Below are 17,708 nucleotides of genomic sequence, written 5' to 3' on the forward strand. Positions count from 1 at the left end.
CAAAAGTAACCAATCAAAATCAAACTTCAAATGAATGATATTTTAAAATTTTACTAATATCAGGTTTTAAATAAATAGCTTAAATTTGAAGCTTTATAACCAAAATAACATGTTTAAAACCCGAAGAGAAATTGTATTTGTAATCCTTGCCGGAATATTTATCACAAACGCTGTTGTCGCAGAGCTTATTGGAGGAAAATTAATTCAGGTTGGTCCTTTCGTAATGAGTATAGGAATTCTTCCTTGGCCGATAGTTTTTTTGACCACCGATTTAATTAATGAATATTTTGGCGAAAAAGGAGTAAAAAAACTTTCTTTTATTACCGCCTGTTTAATAGCATATGCATTCTTAATCTTGTTTATGGCTATTACAATTCCGGCTGCAAAAGGAATCAGTCCCGTAAACGACGAACAATTTCAAGCCGTTTTTGGGCAAAGTATGTGGATTATTGTCGGAAGTTTAATTGCTTTTATGGCATCACAGCTTATTTATGTCTGGATTTTCTGGTTTTTCAAAAACAGAACAGGAGAAAAAAAAATATGGCTGAGAGCTACAGGTTCTACTGTAATTTCGCAATTATTCGATTCGTTTATTGTTCTTGGAATTGCTTTTTGGCTTCCCGGAAAAATTGATTTTGACACTTTTATTTCTTCAGGATTAATTGGTTATACTTTCAAATTAGCCATTGCCATTTTGTTAACTCCTGCCATTTATTTAGGACATCACTTAATTAAAAAGTATTTGGAAAACGATAAGCACGATAAAAATCCGGAACAATTAGAAGAATGAAGCATTATAAAATATTACTATTAATCATTCTGTTAAGCCTTGTAAGTTGTTCTAAAGACGTTAAAAAACAATTATTAGAAGTTACTGACAAGATTACAGATAAAATAGAAACTATTTCTGAAAGTACTGCCGAAACTGTAAATGAATACAAACAATCCATTGTAGACAAAATCACAACTACTGAGAATGCATCAGAAAATGCAAAAACAGTAAACGACAGCATTGCAGCCACTCAAGAAATTGAAAATGAAAAATTCTTAGGAATCACTGCTTTTAAAAAATTTATATCGGATTGTAAAACAGGAGAAACCATAACCCAAAAAGAACTTATTGAAAGCCACAATATTCCTGCTGACGGAATTAAATTAATAAAAAGCATCACCAAAACCGCAGAAGATGAAATTGAAGTAAAATGGAAATCAACCTGGTTTATCGAAAAGATTTCGGATGCAAAATTTAATGATGCCAAAATTAAGTTCAGGTTTGAAGCCAATAAAATATATACTTCCGGAGAAGCAATCGGAATTAAATACAAAAAGAAAGTTTATACCGATTTAATAATCGTAGGAACAAAAGCTTATATACCAAGCGTAAAAGGTTATCACTGGAAAATTGGGAAATAATGGAAGATAAGATTAGATGCAGCTGGTGTACTTCCAGTGATTTGTACAAAAAATATCATGACGAAGAATGGGGTGTTCCAGTTTATGATGACCCTACTCTATTTGAGTTTTTAATTTTGGAAACTTTTCAGGCCGGATTAAGCTGGATTACAATTTTAAATAAAAGAGAGAACTTCAGAGCCGCTTTTGATTATTTTGATTATCAAAAAGTAGCGGACTATTCTGAAGACAAAATCGAAGAGTTAATGCAGAATACCGGCATAATTCGAAACAAATTAAAAATTAAAGCCGCAGTTACCAATGCTCAAGCTTTCATGAAAATTCAGGAAGAATTTGGCAGTTTTTCAGATTATATCTGGAAGTACACCGACGGAAAACCTATCATAAACAATCTAAAAACTTCAAAAGAAGCTCCTGCTACTACACCTCTTTCAGATGAAATTAGCAAAGATTTAAAAAAAAGAGGATTTAAATTTGTTGGTTCAACCGTTATTTACGCACACATGCAAGCCACCGGAATGGTCAATGATCACGCCGAAGATTGCTTTACTCGGGCTAAATAATTTTCAGTCTCAGTCACAGTTTTCAGTCTTTAATCTTTGATTTTAAGTTTTCAGAAAACTGAAAACTGTAACTGAGACTGAAAACTTTAAAAAAAATCATTACATTTGCTTCACACTTTAGGGGTGTCTGCATCACGCAGGCTGAGATTTTACCCTCTGAACCTGATCTAGTTCATACTAGCGTAGGGAAAAGTAAGATGACTTCTTGAACGCATTTCTGTGCGTTATTGCAGCCATTCCTATTGTGTATAACTATACACTAAACAAAAAGGAATGGAACTAAAAATCAATCAACAAACTAAATTTTTCAATGCTGAATCGCTAAGCGTTCAATCATTGCTCGATCTCGAAATTCCGCAAAAACAAAACGGAATCGCCGTTGCTGTCAACAATACTGTTGTTCCAAAAACCAATTGGAACGAATTTCTCGTACAAGAAACTGACGAAATCCTAATTATTTCTGCTACCCAAGGCGGGTAAAATTCCAATATAAAAATTGCTTCGCCTGTTCGCTATCGCTCGGGTCCAAATTCCAATTTCATATCGGACGTAGACGCATTGCTGTGCGCCTCTACAACTCATAACTTATAACTCATAACTTCTTTTCCTATGACTACAGAAGAACAAATATCCAGAACCCCATTTCCAAATTCTAAAAAAGTTTATATCGATGGAGAAATTCATCCAATAAAAGTCGCTATGCGAGAAATCGCCTTAAGCGATACCAAACTTTCAAACGGAGGTGTTGAGAAAAATCCTCCCGTAACCGTTTACGATACTTCCGGACCTTACACTGATCCAAATGTTGAGATTGATATTCGAAAAGGATTACCACGCTTACGCGAAAGCTGGATTCTTGATCGAAATGATGTTGAAATTTTAAGCGAAATAACTTCTGATTACGGTCAAAGCCGATTGAAAGATAAAACACTAAATCATTTGCGATTTGAATATTTACATCAGCCAAAACGTGCTAAAAAGGGCGCCAATGTCACACAATTGTATTACGCCAAACAAGGTATTATTACTCCGGAAATGGAATATATTGCCATTCGTGAAAATCAGCGTATTGAACTTTTAAATGAGCAAACCAAAGCCATGCGATGTCAGCACAATGGCCATAGTTTTGGAGCTAATACTCCTAAAAGTAAAATCACTCCGGAATTTGTACGTTCTGAAGTAGCCTGCGGAAGAGCAATTATTCCCAACAATATCAACCATCCGGAAAGTGAACCTATGATTGTAGGCCGCAATTTCCTGGTAAAAATTAATGCCAATATCGGAAACAGCGCTGTGACTTCAAGCATTGAAGAAGAAGTTGAAAAAGCCGTTTGGGCTTGCCGTTGGGGAGCCGACACGATTATGGATTTGTCTACTGGAAAAAACATTCACGAAACGAGAGAATGGATTATTCGTAATTCACCAGTGCCAATTGGTACCGTTCCTATTTATCAGGCTTTAGAAAAAGTAAAAGGAATTGCCGAAGATTTAACCTGGGAAATTTTCCGTGATACTTTGATTGAACAAGCAGAACAAGGTGTTTCGTATTTTACGATTCACGCTGGGGTTTTACTTCGCTACATTCATTTAACTGCAAATCGCGTTACCGGAATTGTTTCGCGTGGCGGATCTATTATGGCAAAATGGTGTCTATTTCATCACAAAGAAAACTTCTTATACACGCATTTTGAGGAAATCTGTGAAATCATGAAACAATATGATGTTGCTTTTTCTTTGGGAGACGGCTTACGTCCAGGTTCGATTGCCGATGCGAATGACGCTGCTCAATTTGCTGAATTAGAAACTTTAGGCGAACTAACTAAAATTGCCTGGAAACATGACGTTCAGGTTTTTATTGAAGGTCCGGGACACGTTCCGATGCACATGATTAAAGAAAACATGGATAAACAACTGGAACATTGTCATGAAGCACCATTTTACACTTTAGGGCCTTTAACAACTGATATTGCACCGGGTTACGATCATATTACTTCTGCAATTGGCGCCGCTATGATTGGCTGGTACGGCTGTGCGATGTTGTGTTATGTAACGCCAAAAGAGCATTTAGGTTTACCAAATAAAAAAGACGTAAAAGACGGCGTGATCACTTATAAAATTTCAGCTCATGCCGCAGACTTGGCAAAAGGTCATCCGGGAGCACAATATCGTGACAATGCTTTGAGTAAAGCCCGTTTTGAATTCCGTTGGGAAGATCAGTTTAATTTGGCTTTGGATCCAGATACAGCAAGAGAATTTCATGATGAAACACTTCCCGCTGATGGCGCAAAAGTGGCGCATTTCTGTTCAATGTGCGGCCCTAAATTCTGTTCTATGAAGATATCTCAGGAAATCAGGGATGTCGCTGCTGCAGAAAAAGGAATGCAGGAGAAATCGGAGGAATTTATTGAGCAGGGGAAAGAGATTTATATCTAAATTTTTAGAGAATAGAGGAAAGAATATAGAAAAAAGATATGGTTTTAATTTCAGATCCTTTTGCTGTTGTAAACGAAATCAAGACAATTCATTCTTTGCTTGAGGAAGGATTGTCTTTGCTTCATATTCGGAAACCTGATTTTTCTGAGTTGGAAATGGCGCAATTCGTTCATCAAATAAAATTAGAATTTAGAGATCAGCTTGTCTTGCATAATCATCATTATTTGGCAGAAGATTTTGGAATTAGCCGATTTCATTTTTCCGAAAAAGAAAGAAAAAATGATTCAGTCTTTCCTGCAAGGTTTCCAAAACCTTGTAGGTATAAATGTGAATCAATTTCAACATCAACACATTCAATCGAAGATTTTAATTCCTTAGAAAACGATTTTGATTATGCATTTCTAAGTCCAGTTTTCAAAAGTATTTCCAAAGAAAATTATCTGCTCAAAACAGATCTTTTTGAAGCATTAAAATCAAGAAGAAATTATAAAACAAAAGTGATTGCTTTAGGCGGAATTGAATCAGAAAATATTCAAAAAACACTCGAAAATGGTTTCGATGATGTCGCTCTTTTAGGAACTATATGGAATAATGAAAACCCCGTAAAACAATTTAAATTATGTCAGAAAATCGTCCTTTCGTACTTACAATTGCAGGTTTAGATCCGTCTGGTGGTGCCGGGATTTTGGCTGATATTAAAACATTTGAACAACATAAAGTGAGCGGTTTTGCCATTGTGACTGCTAATACCATCCAGACAGAAAATGAGTTTCACAAAATCGAATGGATTGATATCAGTTTCGTAATCAGATCTATTGAAGTCTTGTTTCAAAACTATAAAATCAGCGCGGTTAAAATCGGAATTGTGTCTTCGCTTTCTTATTTAAATCGGATTCTTTCAACTATAAAATTAGTTTCTCCAAATACAAAAATTGTCTGGGATCCTGTTTTAAAATCTACTACAGAATTTGATTTTTTAAGCATTGAAGATCGTTCAGTTTTAAACCAAATTTTATCCAAAATCGATTTGATTACACCAAATTATATGGAAATTGAAAAACTGCTTCCTGGTTTTATAAAAGAAAATCTTTGGTTTGAAAATGAGATGAAAACTGCCATTTTATTAAAAGGCGGTCATAATTTAAATGAAGTCGGAAAAGATCAATTGTTTTTGAAAAATAAGATTCTTGATTTATTTCCAACAGAAAAAGATTGTACGGAAAAACATGGTTCAGGCTGTGTACTTTCTTCCGCAATTGCTTCCAATTTAGCTTTAAGTCAGACTTTAGAAATGGCTTGTCAAAATGCCAAAATCTACATCGAAAAATACCTGAGTTCAACATCAACCTTAATCGGATATCATTATGTATAGCAAACTGCAATATATTTCGCAAGGCGAAACCATCGAAACACAATTGTACAATATTCATCAAGCTCTTAATGCCGGATGTACCTGGGTGCAAATGCGATTTAAAAATCAAACCGCCAAAGATACTTTTACTTTAGCTGAAGCTGTAAAACTTTTATGCGAAGAATATCTGGCAACTTTTATTGTAAATGATGATTTACATCTTGCTGAACAGATTGCTGCAGACGGAGTTCATCTGGGATTAACCGACACTAAAATTGACGAAGCAAGAGCGCTTTTAGGTTCAACTAAAATCATCGGCGGCACTGCTAATACTTTTGAAGACATTCAGAATCACGTTCAAAATGGTTGCGATTATATTGGTTTAGGGCCTTTTCGTTTTACTGCAACAAAAGAAAAATTAAGTCCAATTTTAGGACTGTCCGGCTATTTTGATATTCTTCAGAAAATAAAAAAAAACAAAATTGAAATTCCTGTTTATGCTATTGGAGGTATTACATTGAGAGATTTAAATCCGTTGATGGAAACTGGAATTCACGGAATCGCAGTTTCCGGAATTATTACAGAAAGTCTTGAAAAAGAAAAATTAGTTCAACAATTAAAAGAAAAACTATATGCAAACGTCATTGTTTAATATTGGAGACAAAAGCTTTAAATCCCGTTTGTTTTTAGGAACCGGAAAATTTGGTTCGAATGAAGAAATGGAAAGTGCTATTCTGGCTTCAGAGAGCGAGTTAGTAACTGTTGCTCTTAAACGTATTGATTTAGAAACCGATACTGATGCGATTTTATCTCATTTGCAACATCCAAATATCAATTTATTACCAAATACTTCAGGCGCAAGAAATTCGAAAGAAGCCATTTTCGCAGCACAATTGGCCCGTGAAGCTTTAGAAACAAATTGGGTAAAACTGGAAATTCACCCTGATCCGAGATACTTAATGCCGGATCCTCTTGAAACTTTAAAAGCGACTGAAGAATTAGCAAAACTTGGTTTTATAGTCCTTCCTTACATTCACGCTGATCCTGTTTTGTGCAAACATTTAGAAAATGCAGGGACCGCAGCAGTAATGCCTTTGGGTTCTCCAATTGGAAGCAACAAGGGTTTAAAAACTATTGATTTCTTAGAAATAATAATTGAGCAAAGTAATGTTCCGGTTATTGTTGATGCTGGAATCGGCGCTCCTTCTGATGCTGTAAAAGCTATGGAAATTGGTGCCGATGCTGTTTTGGTAAATACTGCCATTGCTGTTGCCGGAAATCCTAAATTAATGGCAGAAGCGTTTAAGGAGGCGGTTATTGCTGGTCGAAAAGCTTTTGAAGCCCGAATTGCTAATCAGCAGAATTTTGCTTCTGCTTCTAGTCCTTTGACCTCTTTTCTTTACGAGTAATTTTAACGCAAAGTTCACAAGGTTTTTTCGCAAAGTTCACCAAGCTTTGCGGACTTTTTGTCAAAGACAAGAACTCAAAGCTTGGCGATCTTTGTGCATTCTTAGCGCACTTTGCGTTAAAAAATTTTGCAGTAAAACTAAATTCTTATGAATAACTTTAAAACAATTTTTGAGCAATATAATTGGGATGAAATTCAATCCAGAATATACCAAACCACATCAAAAGATGTCGAACGAACTTTGGCCAAAACCAAATACAACCTCGATGATTTTTTGATTTTAATCTCTCCAATTGCTCAAAATTATCTGGAAAAAATGGCTCAAAAATGCCATGAAATCACCAAGAAACGTTTTGGAAAAACAATCCAAATGTATGCACCGTTATATCTGAGCAACGAATGCCAAAACATTTGCACCTATTGCGGATTCAGTCTCGACAATAAAATCAAACGTAAAACATTGACCGATGCTGAAATAAAACTCGAAGTTGAAGCCCTAAAAAAAACAGGTTTTGATCATGTTTTATTGGTAACAGGCGAAGCAAATTATACGGTAAATATCAATTATTTTCTGAATGCCATAAACCAGATTAAAAATGATTTTTCGATTATTTCTGTTGAAGTTCAACCTCTTTCTTTAGAAGATTATGAACGTTTGCATAATGCGGGAGTATATTCCGTTTTGGTGTATCAGGAAACGTATCATCAGGAAGTTTACAAAAAATACCATACCAAAGGAAAAAAATCAAACTTTGATTATCGTCTCGAAACTCCTGACAGAATCGGAACAGCCGGAATTCATAAAATTGGTTTAGGCGTTTTATTAGGTTTGGAAGATTGGCGAACAGACAGCTTTTTTAATGCTTTGCATTTAGATTATCTTCAAAAGAAATATTGGCAGACGAAATATTCGGTTTCGTTTCCTCGTCTCCGTCCAGCCGAAGGAATTATCGAACCCAATTTTATTATGGATGATAAAGATTTGACACAATTAATCTGTGCTTATCGTCTATGGAATGAAGATTTAGAAATCTCTATATCAACCCGTGAAAACGAGAAATTCAGAAATAATATTATTCCAATTGGCGTTACAAGTATGAGTGCCGGTTCTAAGACAAATCCTGGTGGTTATGTCGTCGATCCTCAATCTTTGGAACAATTCGAAATCAGTGATGAACGCTCTGCAGAAGAAATTTCAAAAATCATAAAAAATGCAGGCTATGAACCGGTTTGGAAAGATTGGGACAAGGTTTATAGTTGAAATGTTTCAAGTTTCAAGTTTCAAGTTTCAAGTTTGAAGACGTAACATTTTACAATTCACAACTCACAATTAAAAAATGAGCATTATACAAGAATTCCTTCGTTACAACAGGCAAACTATTCTGTCTGAAATTGGAGACGAAGGTCAGGAAAAACTAAAAAAAGCCAGAGTTTTAGTAATTGGAGCTGGCGGTTTGGGCTGTCCCATTTTACAATACATTGCAACCGCTGGAGTTGGTTACATCGGAATTATGGATTTTGATACGATTGAAATTCACAATTTGCACCGGCAGATTTTATATACTGAAAATGAAATTGGTCAGCAAAAAGCTATTGTGGCCAGAGAAGTAGTTTCAAAATTAAATCCGTTAATTGAAGCTGTTTCGATTAATGAAAAACTTACTATCGAAAATGCTTCGAAAATTATTGAAGAATATGATATAATTGTTGATGGTTCAGACAATTTTACAACGCGTTATTTGGTAAATGACACTTGTGTAAAACTCAGAAAACCTTTGGTTTATGGAAGTATTTTAAAATTTGAAGGCCAAATTGCTGTTTTTAATCATAACGGAAGTAAAAATCTTCGGGATTTATTTCCTGAAATGCCGGATCCAAAAGATGTTCCGAATTGTAATCTGAATGGTGTTTTAGGAACTTTACCCGGGATTATTGGTAATATGATGGCGCATGAAACTTTGAAATTAATTTTAGAGTTACCAACTTTAAAAAATGAAATAATAATCTTCAATACCTTAAACTGGAACTTTACAAAACTGAATTTCTAAAAAATGAGTGTGTCTCCAACCTTAATATTTCCTGAGTTCAGGCTTACGATGTTAGTACCAAATAAAACTGAATTATCTACGTTTCTGTACTTACTTAAAGTTTTCAAAGGTTCTTTTTTTAAACGTCCATTTTCTGGATCATTGTTTACCATAATACATCTTCCGCAAGGTTTTATGTTTTTAAACTGAACCTCTCCTATTTTGAAAGTTGTAAAATCATCTTCTTCGTGAGCCTTTTTTGTACTTACCACAATGTTTGGACGAAATCTTTTTATCGTAATTTTCTCTTCTAGTTTTTCATTTAAAAAATCAAGACTTTCTGTTCCTATTAACAAATAAGGATAACCATCTGCAAGACTCACATTGAAAGTTTCTTTTAGTCTAGAACTTTCGTGTTTACGAGCTCCATTTTTAAGTATTTTGACCAATTTACACTCAAAACCTAAATGCTGGCTGAACCATTTTGATGTTTCATGATTTACTTCAACCACTTCGCTTTGATCATCCCAAACATTCACTTTTAAAGTATTTCCAAAATGTTCATCAATAGAAAATTCATGTTTTTGATCTTCAAAAGTAATACTGATTTTTCCATCTGAAATCTGGGGATAAAACTGACTCATAATGCGATGCTCTCTCTGCGTTAACATTTGATTTTCAGAATTAATAAGCATCCATCTTCTGTCGTTTTCAAATCCCATTTCTTCCGCCTTTGCAGAAGAGAGACTAATTCCGGCAAGGCTTTTAATTGGATAAATATAAATTTCTGTTATAACATGACTCATACTCATCTTATTTACTGTTTAAAATAGACATAAACTCTTCGCGATCAATTTCACGACAGCCTAAACTGTCCAGATGAGGGTTATAAACCTGACAATCCAGTAATTTATAGTTTTCTTTTCTTAAATGATTCACCAGATGTATGAAACCCACTTTTGAAGCATTGGACACTTTAGAAAACATGCTTTCACCACAAAAAATATGGCCCAGATCAATTCCGTACAGCCCTCCTACCAAAACCTCATCCTGCCAAACTTCAACAGATTTAGCAATACCTTGATTATGAAGTTCGCAATAGGATTCGACTATTTCATCTGAAATCCAGGTTCCGTCCTGTCCATCTCTTAATATTTGCTGGCAGTTTAAAATTACTTCTCTAAAACGAGTATTAAATGTAACAGTAAAAACATTGCGATTCAAAATGTTGCGCATGCTTTTTGAAACATTCAGCTCATCCAGAAACAAAACCATACGCGGATCCGGAGCCCACCAAAGAATGGATTCTCCTTCATTAAACCAAGGAAAAATACCTCTTTTATAAGCAAGTTTTAATCGTTCGGGACTTAAATCACCGCCCACTGCCAATATGCCTTCTTCATCAGCTTCTGTAACAGGAGGGAAATATAAATTATCAAATAAAAAATACATCTTTTTATTATAATCAAAATCAAAAAAAATTCAATACTGAAATTTTAAATTTGCACAATTTGTGATTTCAGTTTGATACAGCACTTTCGATACAAAAAATTCCAAATTCCAAATTCAACTGAATGAATTGGAATTTGGAATTTAATATATTAGATTGTAAACCTTTAATTAGAACGGTAAATCGTCTGGTTCGTCGTCGCTTACATTTGTTGCCGGAGCAAAAGTTTCTGCTGTTGGCATTGGCGGTGCTTGTGTAGGCGCAGCGTCTGCTAATCTTTCGATTCTCCAACCTTGAATACTATTGAAATATCTAGTTTCTCCTTGTGGATTAACCCATTCTCTTCCTCTTAAATTGATAGAAACTTTTACTGCCTCTCCTTGTTTATAGCTACTCAATAAATCGCATTTGTCCTGTGTAAATTCGATTAAAATATGTTGTGGATACTGCTCCTCAGTAGTAACAACTAACTCTCTTTTTTTGAATGAGGCACTAACTTGCTGCTCTGGGTTAACCACTTTTACTTTTCCTGTAACTTCCATCTTCGTCTATATTAATTATTGTTTCTATTTCTTTTATTTCTTAGCTAAAAGCACTTTCCAAGCCGATTCTACGTCTCCTTTATCCAAATACTTTTTGGCCTCTAAGTGCACTTTTTTCTGGTCATCTGAGCTTAAAACTCCTTTGACAGCGAAATTTTCTTTCACAAATATACTAACTTCTTCTTTTGTAGGCAAGGCTTCAATATTTCCAAGTTTGCCTAAATCATTCCCGTCAAAAACAGGACTTTCTTTTACAAAATCTGGTATTGCATCTACGCCTACTCCCAGTGTTGTCAAGGGTTTTGCTACTTCAAAAAGGCCTTGATTGGATCTTGAATACCAGTTATTTCCTAATCTTGAAACCAAATCAATTTTATGCTGATCGATTGCTCCGTTTTCATCTAAAATAGATTCATGGATATGAATTTTTACTACTTCACATAAAATCAAATTCCCTGCTCCACCTTCTTCTCCTAACGGAATAATCTGCGTTACCTTGCATTCAAACTGAACTGGCGATTCTTTTACACGATAAGGTTTTACTAAATCTGAAGGAATCTGAGTTAATCCCGCTTTTATAAATTCGTTTACTCCGTCTCCATATTCTGTACTGGCTAAAGAAGTTTGCTGTACCAAATCAAAATTAACCACATTAATTACTACTTCACGGGTTGCTTCGGCATTAATTAAAGTATGTTTTATGGTATTATCACGAACACGTCTTGATGGCGAAAAAACCAAAATCGGCGGATTAGCACTAAATACATTGAAGAAACTAAACGGCGACAGATTCGGGATTCCTTTTTCGCTGATTGTACTCGCAAAAGCAATTGGTCTAGGCCCTATTGAACTCTGCAGATAGCCTTGTAATTTAGCCGTTGGTATCTCTTTTGGATTAATGCTGATCATACTTTTTGATTTAAACCAAATCTCATTTTGGTACCTGCAAAAGTATTGAAATCGTTTAATTATGAAAAATAGTTTTGCAGATAAAACAAAAAAACTTTCGGCTTCAGCAAAATATAGAATAGGTATATTTCGTTATATTTATACCACAAAAAAATGGATATGTCTTTTTCTGAAAGAACAAATACAATACGCTGGATTATTATTTCTGTCTGCTTTTTAATTATTTCTCTAATTCTTTGGAACACTTATACTTTCTTCCAAATTTTTAAAAATGAGGAACGCTTAAAAATGAAGCTTTTTGTAAATGCACAAATTACAATTCTTAATGCCAATGAAGATAGCGACCTAGAACTTCCGCTTCAAATTATGAACAATAACACTTCTATTCCTGCAATAGTAATATTGTTTGACAAAGTAGTGAGTTCCAACAATATTCCGGATGAAATTTTGACAAACAAGAAAAAAAGAAATGCTTATTTGAATAAATTAAGAAATGAAAATGAGCCAATCACTTTTGAATATGCTCCCGGGAAATATCAGACCCTATATTACGGAAATTCAGGATTACTCAATAAACTCAAATATTACCCCATTGCCTTATTTCTGATTATTGTTTTATGCGTGGCTTTGATCTATAATTTTTATAAAAGTACCAAAATGGCAACCCAGAATAAACTTTGGGCAGGAATGGCTAAAGAAACAGCCCATCAAATCGGAACACCTTTATCTTCTTTAATTGGCTGGGTTGAAATATTAAAAACGGAAGATATCGATCCGTCTATTAGTTTTGAAATTGAAAAAGATATTGAACGCCTGCAAACCATTACAGATCGTTTTTCAAAAATTGGTTCTGTTCCTGTTCTGGAGCCTCGCAACATTATTGAAGAGACCCAAAATGCTTATGAATATCTGCAATCTCGTTTTTCCAAACAGGTTTCGTTTTCATTTAAGGCTCCACAAGAGCCTATTTATGCTATGATAAATCCAACTTTACATAGCTGGACGATAGAGAATTTAGTAAAAAATGCCATTGACGCTATGAAAGGCAGAGGAACGCTGGATCTTCAAGTGGAGCAAGATGCCTTTCTTGTAAAAATCAATATAAAAGATTCAGGAACGGGAATTTTGAAAAAGCAATTTAAAACGATTTTTGAACCTGGTTTTACTACAAAAAAACGAGGTTGGGGACTTGGTCTTTCTTTAACAAAAAGAATTGTGGAAGAATATCATAACGGACACATTAAAGTTTTACAATCTGAGATTGGAAAGGGAACAACTTTTCAGATTTCACTAAATAAAAAAGTGCAGTAAAATTATCATTTACTGCACTTTATATATTTAAGAAAGACTTCGACTTCGCTCAGCCTGACAAATCTATAATCTGACAATTATAAATTAGATTGAATATCTTTTGCTAAAGCTTCAAACTCTTCTTTAGAAAGCGAAACTTTATTGATAAAACGCATTTCATCCATTTCATTTAAAGGAATCAAATGTACATGTGCGTGAGGCACTTCAAGTCCAACAACTGCAATTCCAACTCTTTTGCATGGAACCGTTTTTTCTAAGGCGGCAGCAATCTTTTTAGAAAATTTCATTAAGCCTAAATACAATTCTTCGTCCATATCAAAAATCTTATCGATTTCTTGTTTCGGAATACAAAGCGTATGCCCCTTAGCATTTGGATTTACATCTAAAAAAGCCAAATAATTATCGTCTTCAGCAATTTTGTAAGCTGGAATTTCTCCGTTTACTATTTTAGTGAATATTGAGCTCATTGTTTATTTGTTTAATCATTTATTCGTTTAACCGATTAAACAATTAACCGATTAAACAAAAGAAAATTTAGTCTCTTGAAATTTCCAGAATTTCAAATTTCAAAACTCCGTTTGGAACTGTAATTTCTGCTACTTCTCCAACAGATTTTCCAAGTAATCCTTTTCCAATAGGAGATGTTACAGAAATTTTACCTGTTTTTAAATCAGCTTCACTTTCTGCTACAAGCGTATATTTCATCTCCATTCCGTTACTTTGATTTTTTATTTTCACATTCGATAAAACCAAAACTTTAGAAACATCTAATTGAGACTCATCAATTAATCTTGCATTTGCATATACTTCTTCCAGTTTCGAAATTCTCATTTCTAATAAACCTTGTGCTTCTTTTGCTGCATCATATTCCGCATTTTCAGATAAATCTCCTTTATCTCTTGCGTCTGCAATATCTTGAGATGCTTTTGGACGCATTACACTTTTTAAGTGCTCCAATTCATCTTTTAACTTTTTTAGTCCTTCTGCTGTATAATAAGATACTTTACTCATAACTTCATCGTTTATATAAATACAAAAAATCCCATCGCGACGGGATTTTCTTACCACAAATATACTATAATTTTTAATAGTACATAATTATATGTTAATCATATAGATTTCAAATCTAAATAAATTATTTTTGTTTCACTAATTCTTATTCAAATAATGAAAAAAATCTGGTTCTTTATCGCATTTACCACTGTTTTATTCTCTTGCAGTGACAATAACAGAAGCAATAACAATCCATATATCCCGAATTATTCTGTAAACGCTTATCTTGACACCAACCTTCCAACTTACAACAAATTACTATATGTAAGCAATCCTGTGTATGTTTCCAATTACGGTGCTAAAGGAATAATTGTTATGAAAACGGGTGAAGGAACGTACACTGCTTTTGATGCTGCATGTCCAAATCAGGCTCTTACCTCTTGTACTGCCATGACAATTGACGGAATTTATGCTGTTTGTTCTTGTGACAAAACGCAGTATAATTTATTTACAGGACTTGGCGGAAAAGAATACCCAATGAAACAATATCGTGTTGAATCTTCAGGAACTGTGATCCATGTATACAATTAAAAACTACAATTTATAAGATACAGAAAATATAATAGCTCTTGGTAAAATGTAAGTTGACTGCTTACTAATCATATAATCTGAGAACTTGTTATTATATTTCTTTTTCACGTCAAGCAAGTTATTTACACTCAGCTGAAAACCAAAAGGATTATTTTTTTTCTGATAGAATAATGATGTATCTAACATATCGTAAAAGTTAGATTGATTTTTACTATATGTATTTTTTAAATAATCATAATTGATTTTATAAGTCCAAAACTTAAGAACTGTAATTTCAAATGCAGATGTAATTGCATCAGTCTGAAAATGTGACTTGGTCAAACCCAAAAAATTACTAAATCCTTTATTATACCCGACACTAAAAACCGGCCACTTTTTATGAGCTGTTTTAAAAACCAAACCAAGATTCTGACTATCTCTTTTATTAATTGTTGTAATATCATTTAATTTTTGTGAATACTCAAACCAAGAAAATCTTGTATTTAACTTTAAATTAAATCGATAAATTCGCTTAGAAACTGAACCATTAAAACTAACATTAGTTTCAGGATTATCTGTCATCACAGGAGTATTAAATTGATTTATGCCGTCCAATTCTATTTCATTTCGAATTACTTTTGTTTTCTTGGAATAATTCAGCATTCCATTCCAGGTTATTCCACGATAGGAATTCATTTTTGAATAAAACAAACTAGCTGAATGGTATTTTTCATTTTCTAATAATGCATTTCCTTTATAAACTGAATTATAGTATTGCAACGTATATCTGTCAGCCAATTGATTGGAAACTGGAAATTTATTCTCTAATTTATACGTAAAATTTATGGATTCAGAATTATTAAATTCATAGTCACTATTCCATTGTGGCTGAAAAAGTGTTTTTGCAATAGTATAGTCATTATTATTTTGAATTGTATTTAAATCATACCTGTGTAAATACAAACCTGGCTTGTTAACCCATTTTCCTATTCTGAATTTATATTCCAAACCTACATAAACATCATTTAATTGGTATTTAATGTCATTCCCAAAACCTGTTAATGCAAAGTCATTTACAGAACCATCTGTTAGAATTTGTTTTTCTGCTGTTTGAAAGGTTGAAGATTCATAATTATTACCAATGTTGGTATATAGATGATTGTTGTTATTTATAATCCAGTAATGTTTAAAAAGCGCATCAATACTATTTACATCAGATTTTTTGATTTGATTAATGGTATAAGTTTCGTCTTTTTTCAAGGGAATCAAACCTTGCAGAAACGGCTGATCTGTAAACCAGTTGTTGATTGGCGTAGTTGTATTATAAGCCTGATTAACAACAAAAGTCGTAGTATGATTTTGATTATAACTTTTATGCCATTCAATATACTGTTTTACAGAAATATTGTCGGCTTTGTTTATGGTTTCAAAAATGGAAGATCCTAAATTTGTAACTGAATTTAAGGTACTTATCAAATCATTTGTACTCGATTGATATTGTCCATTATAATACCATTTTTCTTTATTAGATGGCGAATAATCCAGCTTTACATTTCCAATACCAAGTACAGTATTGTTTTTTGCATTTCTGTCTTTATTCTCAAATGCAACAGCAGTGTTGTTTAAATATTCAATATTATTTTCAATTTTGGAAGCCATTAAAACTTTAGAAAATATTCCAAAACCTGAAACAGAAAACTTATCAGAAATATCATGACTTATATTAAATGCACCAAATTGTGATTTGTTTTTCAAAACATCGGTATTGTCATTAGAAAAAGAAGACAAATCAGATAGTGATTTCCTGCCTGATAGGAAACTACTTACTCCGCCTCCAAACCGCATTAAATCATCAAATGTAAATGTACTTTTACCAATAGTATTGGCATCGCCTATAAAGCTCACATTTGTTTTTGGACTATAATAAAACAAAGCTGTATGTGCCAGATAAAAACCGTTGTCGCCTGCTCCTACCTCTGCTCCTGCTTCTACATCTCCAAAAACAAATTTCTTTTTTTCTTCTTTAAGTTTGACATTCATAGCCAGATCATCACTGTCTGAAACCTGCTTCATAAAACCTACTTCATTAAAATGATCTATAACCTCAATTTTATCCAAAGCATCTGCCGGAATATTTTCTACAGCCAGTTTAGAACCGCCACCAAAAAATGATTTTCCTTCTACCAGCATTTTGGTTACTTTTTTGCCTTGTACCGTGACCCCGCCATTTTTATCGACCTCAACACCGGGCAGTTTTTCAAGAACTTCTTTCATTTTTCGTTCGTTTCCATTCGCAAAACTATTAACATCAAAAATCAGAGTGTCTTTTTTAACTATAATAGGTTTGAACTCGTGCTTGATGACAATTTCTTTCAGGTTTTCACCCGTTGCTTTAAGATGGAAATCATGTGTGTTTTTCTCTGAATAGGATTCCAGAATAAAAACCTCTTCAACATACCCAATATACGAAACTGTGATTTCATATTTCACTTCCTTTTCAAGCTCTAATCTGTAACGTCCTCTGTTATCAGCAATAGCAAATTTTAAACTTGCTTTTTCCTGCAAAGGTTTAGCAATTACATTTGCAGATTCTAAAGGTTTATTCAGGTCGTCAGAAACTACTCCTACAAAAGTTTTTGTCTGAGAATATGAAAATGAAAATATAAGAAAAAAAAGGAACACAAAATATTTCATACTCTAATTGCCCTGTTAAATACTACATATTATAAAAAAAATTA

At 33.6% G+C, this 17,708-nt stretch carries 20 protein-coding genes and 1 riboswitch; of the genes, 13 read left to right on the forward strand and 7 right to left on the reverse strand.

The features are described from left to right. The first annotated feature begins 109 nt into the window (after positions 1 to 109). The 11 genes from ACFS3A_RS22305 to ACFS3A_RS22355 all read left to right on the forward strand — a co-directional run bounded on the left by ACFS3A_RS22305 (position 110) and on the right by ACFS3A_RS22355 (position 9,216). Complete coding sequence (locus tag ACFS3A_RS22305; RefSeq protein ID WP_379827785.1) at positions 110 to 790, forward strand: queuosine precursor transporter; 681 nt, start codon at positions 110 to 112, stop codon at positions 788 to 790. Beyond that, complete coding sequence (locus ACFS3A_RS22310; RefSeq protein ID WP_379827786.1) at positions 787 to 1,413, forward strand: hypothetical protein; 627 nt, start codon at positions 787 to 789, stop codon at positions 1,411 to 1,413. The genes ACFS3A_RS22305 and ACFS3A_RS22310 overlap by 4 nt, the downstream gene beginning before the upstream one ends. After that, a complete protein-coding gene (locus tag ACFS3A_RS22315; RefSeq protein ID WP_379827787.1) occupies positions 1,413 to 1,976 on the forward strand; it encodes a DNA-3-methyladenine glycosylase I in 564 nt (187 codons plus the stop codon). The genes ACFS3A_RS22310 and ACFS3A_RS22315 overlap by 1 nt, the downstream gene beginning before the upstream one ends. Before the next feature lie 109 nt (positions 1,977 to 2,085). Then, positions 2,086 to 2,182, forward strand: a riboswitch (TPP riboswitch). A 67-nt stretch (positions 2,183 to 2,249) separates the two neighbouring features. Then, entirely contained in the window at positions 2,250 to 2,456 is a 207-nt protein-coding gene (gene thiS / locus ACFS3A_RS22320; protein WP_109191762.1) for a sulfur carrier protein ThiS, read from the forward strand. Positions 2,457 to 2,585: 129 nt separating this feature from the next. After that, positions 2,586 to 4,409, forward strand: coding sequence for a phosphomethylpyrimidine synthase ThiC (gene thiC, locus ACFS3A_RS22325; protein WP_379827789.1), 1,824 nt, complete (start codon positions 2,586 to 2,588; stop codon positions 4,407 to 4,409). Between the two features lie 38 nt (positions 4,410 to 4,447). After that, the gene (locus tag ACFS3A_RS22330) at positions 4,448 to 5,071 is read left to right on the forward strand and encodes a thiamine phosphate synthase (protein WP_379827790.1); all 624 of its coding nucleotides are present in this window, start codon (positions 4,448 to 4,450) and stop codon (positions 5,069 to 5,071) included. Continuing rightward, complete coding sequence (locus ACFS3A_RS22335) at positions 5,029 to 5,781, forward strand: hydroxymethylpyrimidine/phosphomethylpyrimidine kinase (protein ID WP_379827791.1); 753 nt, start codon at positions 5,029 to 5,031, stop codon at positions 5,779 to 5,781. The genes ACFS3A_RS22330 and ACFS3A_RS22335 overlap by 43 nt, the downstream gene beginning before the upstream one ends. After that, on the forward strand, positions 5,774 to 6,412 hold the full coding sequence (locus ACFS3A_RS22340; protein ID WP_379827792.1) for a thiamine phosphate synthase: 639 nt from the start codon (positions 5,774 to 5,776) through the stop codon (positions 6,410 to 6,412). Before ACFS3A_RS22335 ends, ACFS3A_RS22340 begins: the two co-directional genes overlap by 8 nt. Beyond that, the gene (locus ACFS3A_RS22345) at positions 6,393 to 7,169 is read left to right on the forward strand and encodes a thiazole synthase (RefSeq protein WP_379827794.1); all 777 of its coding nucleotides are present in this window, start codon (positions 6,393 to 6,395) and stop codon (positions 7,167 to 7,169) included. The genes ACFS3A_RS22340 and ACFS3A_RS22345 overlap by 20 nt, the downstream gene beginning before the upstream one ends. Positions 7,170 to 7,316: 147 nt before the next feature. After that, positions 7,317 to 8,429 (forward strand): 2-iminoacetate synthase ThiH, encoded by a 1,113-nt coding sequence (gene thiH / locus ACFS3A_RS22350; RefSeq protein WP_379827796.1) that lies wholly within the window; start codon positions 7,317 to 7,319, stop codon positions 8,427 to 8,429. 76 nt (positions 8,430 to 8,505) lie between these two features. Continuing rightward, the gene (locus tag ACFS3A_RS22355; protein WP_379827798.1) at positions 8,506 to 9,216 is read left to right on the forward strand and encodes a HesA/MoeB/ThiF family protein; all 711 of its coding nucleotides are present in this window, start codon (positions 8,506 to 8,508) and stop codon (positions 9,214 to 9,216) included. Here the strand turns inward: ACFS3A_RS22355 and ACFS3A_RS22360 are convergent. From ACFS3A_RS22360 to ACFS3A_RS22375, 4 genes are all read right to left on the reverse strand, one after another. Beyond that, complete coding sequence (locus ACFS3A_RS22360) at positions 9,213 to 10,001, reverse strand: MOSC domain-containing protein (RefSeq protein ID WP_379827800.1); 789 nt, start codon at positions 9,999 to 10,001, stop codon at positions 9,213 to 9,215. The genes ACFS3A_RS22355 and ACFS3A_RS22360 overlap by 4 nt on opposite strands. Before the next feature lie 7 nt (positions 10,002 to 10,008). Further along, positions 10,009 to 10,647: a leucyl/phenylalanyl-tRNA--protein transferase gene (gene aat, locus ACFS3A_RS22365; protein WP_379827802.1), complete on the reverse strand. Its 639-nt coding sequence runs from the start codon at positions 10,645 to 10,647 to the stop codon at positions 10,009 to 10,011. Between the two features lie 168 nt (positions 10,648 to 10,815). Next, positions 10,816 to 11,187, reverse strand: coding sequence for a DUF3127 domain-containing protein (locus ACFS3A_RS22370; protein ID WP_091493548.1), 372 nt, complete (start codon positions 11,185 to 11,187; stop codon positions 10,816 to 10,818). A 33-nt stretch (positions 11,188 to 11,220) separates the two neighbouring features. Continuing rightward, positions 11,221 to 12,096, reverse strand: a complete 876-nt coding sequence (locus ACFS3A_RS22375) for a flavin reductase family protein (RefSeq protein WP_091493550.1) — start codon at positions 12,094 to 12,096, stop codon at positions 11,221 to 11,223. A gap of 159 nt (positions 12,097 to 12,255) precedes the next feature. Between ACFS3A_RS22375 and ACFS3A_RS22380 the strand changes: the two genes are divergently transcribed. Next, on the forward strand, positions 12,256 to 13,407 hold the full coding sequence (locus ACFS3A_RS22380; protein ID WP_379827803.1) for a sensor histidine kinase: 1,152 nt from the start codon (positions 12,256 to 12,258) through the stop codon (positions 13,405 to 13,407). A gap of 77 nt (positions 13,408 to 13,484) precedes the next feature. On the opposite strand, the gene ACFS3A_RS22385 is transcribed toward ACFS3A_RS22380, so the two are convergent. Both ACFS3A_RS22385 and greA read right to left on the reverse strand, forming a co-directional pair. Next, positions 13,485 to 13,874, reverse strand: coding sequence for an HIT family protein (locus ACFS3A_RS22385; protein WP_379827804.1), 390 nt, complete (start codon positions 13,872 to 13,874; stop codon positions 13,485 to 13,487). A 67-nt stretch (positions 13,875 to 13,941) separates the two neighbouring features. Continuing rightward, entirely contained in the window at positions 13,942 to 14,418 is a 477-nt protein-coding gene (gene greA, locus ACFS3A_RS22390) for a transcription elongation factor GreA (protein WP_111288069.1), read from the reverse strand. 156 nt (positions 14,419 to 14,574) lie between these two features. Between greA and ACFS3A_RS22395 the strand changes: the two genes are divergently transcribed. After that, on the forward strand, positions 14,575 to 14,991 hold the full coding sequence (locus ACFS3A_RS22395; RefSeq protein ID WP_379827805.1) for a hypothetical protein: 417 nt from the start codon (positions 14,575 to 14,577) through the stop codon (positions 14,989 to 14,991). Between the two features lie 3 nt (positions 14,992 to 14,994). On the opposite strand, the gene ACFS3A_RS22400 is transcribed toward ACFS3A_RS22395, so the two are convergent. Further along, a complete protein-coding gene (locus ACFS3A_RS22400; protein ID WP_379827806.1) occupies positions 14,995 to 17,664 on the reverse strand; it encodes a carboxypeptidase-like regulatory domain-containing protein in 2,670 nt (889 codons plus the stop codon). Positions 17,665 to 17,708 lie beyond the last annotated feature (44 nt).

Source organism: Flavobacterium notoginsengisoli, assembly GCF_042686225.1.
Taxonomy (GTDB): domain Bacteria; phylum Bacteroidota; class Bacteroidia; order Flavobacteriales; family Flavobacteriaceae; genus Flavobacterium; species Flavobacterium notoginsengisoli.

What these genes read in the sequence shown, in the direction of transcription:
- ACFS3A_RS22380 (WP_379827803.1), top strand. Translation starts at nt 12,256, where the DNA reads ATGTCTTTTTCTGAAAGAACAAATACAATACGCTGGATTATTATTTCT.
- ACFS3A_RS22340 (WP_379827792.1), top strand. Translation starts at nt 5,774, where the DNA reads ATGTATAGCAAACTGCAATATATTTCGCAAGGCGAAACCATCGAAACA.
- ACFS3A_RS22360 (WP_379827800.1), bottom strand. Translation starts at nt 10,001, where the DNA reads ATGAGTCATGTTATAACAGAAATTTATATTTATCCAATTAAAAGCCTT.
- greA (WP_111288069.1), bottom strand. Translation starts at nt 14,418, where the DNA reads ATGAGTAAAGTATCTTATTATACAGCAGAAGGACTAAAAAAGTTAAAA.
- ACFS3A_RS22395 (WP_379827805.1), top strand. Translation starts at nt 14,575, where the DNA reads ATGAAAAAAATCTGGTTCTTTATCGCATTTACCACTGTTTTATTCTCT.
- ACFS3A_RS22385 (WP_379827804.1), bottom strand. Translation starts at nt 13,874, where the DNA reads ATGAGCTCAATATTCACTAAAATAGTAAACGGAGAAATTCCAGCTTAC.
- ACFS3A_RS22310 (WP_379827786.1), top strand. Translation starts at nt 787, where the DNA reads ATGAAGCATTATAAAATATTACTATTAATCATTCTGTTAAGCCTTGTA.
- ACFS3A_RS22345 (WP_379827794.1), top strand. Translation starts at nt 6,393, where the DNA reads ATGCAAACGTCATTGTTTAATATTGGAGACAAAAGCTTTAAATCCCGT.
- aat (WP_379827802.1), bottom strand. Translation starts at nt 10,647, where the DNA reads ATGTATTTTTTATTTGATAATTTATATTTCCCTCCTGTTACAGAAGCT.
- thiH (WP_379827796.1), top strand. Translation starts at nt 7,317, where the DNA reads ATGAATAACTTTAAAACAATTTTTGAGCAATATAATTGGGATGAAATT.
- thiS (WP_109191762.1), top strand. Translation starts at nt 2,250, where the DNA reads ATGGAACTAAAAATCAATCAACAAACTAAATTTTTCAATGCTGAATCG.
- ACFS3A_RS22335 (WP_379827791.1), top strand. Translation starts at nt 5,029, where the DNA reads ATGTCAGAAAATCGTCCTTTCGTACTTACAATTGCAGGTTTAGATCCG.
- thiC (WP_379827789.1), top strand. Translation starts at nt 2,586, where the DNA reads ATGACTACAGAAGAACAAATATCCAGAACCCCATTTCCAAATTCTAAA.
- ACFS3A_RS22330 (WP_379827790.1), top strand. Translation starts at nt 4,448, where the DNA reads ATGGTTTTAATTTCAGATCCTTTTGCTGTTGTAAACGAAATCAAGACA.
- ACFS3A_RS22355 (WP_379827798.1), top strand. Translation starts at nt 8,506, where the DNA reads ATGAGCATTATACAAGAATTCCTTCGTTACAACAGGCAAACTATTCTG.
- ACFS3A_RS22400 (WP_379827806.1), bottom strand. Translation starts at nt 17,664, where the DNA reads ATGAAATATTTTGTGTTCCTTTTTTTTCTTATATTTTCATTTTCATAT.
- ACFS3A_RS22370 (WP_091493548.1), bottom strand. Translation starts at nt 11,187, where the DNA reads ATGGAAGTTACAGGAAAAGTAAAAGTGGTTAACCCAGAGCAGCAAGTT.
- ACFS3A_RS22375 (WP_091493550.1), bottom strand. Translation starts at nt 12,096, where the DNA reads ATGATCAGCATTAATCCAAAAGAGATACCAACGGCTAAATTACAAGGC.
- ACFS3A_RS22305 (WP_379827785.1), top strand. Translation starts at nt 110, where the DNA reads ATGTTTAAAACCCGAAGAGAAATTGTATTTGTAATCCTTGCCGGAATA.
- ACFS3A_RS22315 (WP_379827787.1), top strand. Translation starts at nt 1,413, where the DNA reads ATGGAAGATAAGATTAGATGCAGCTGGTGTACTTCCAGTGATTTGTAC.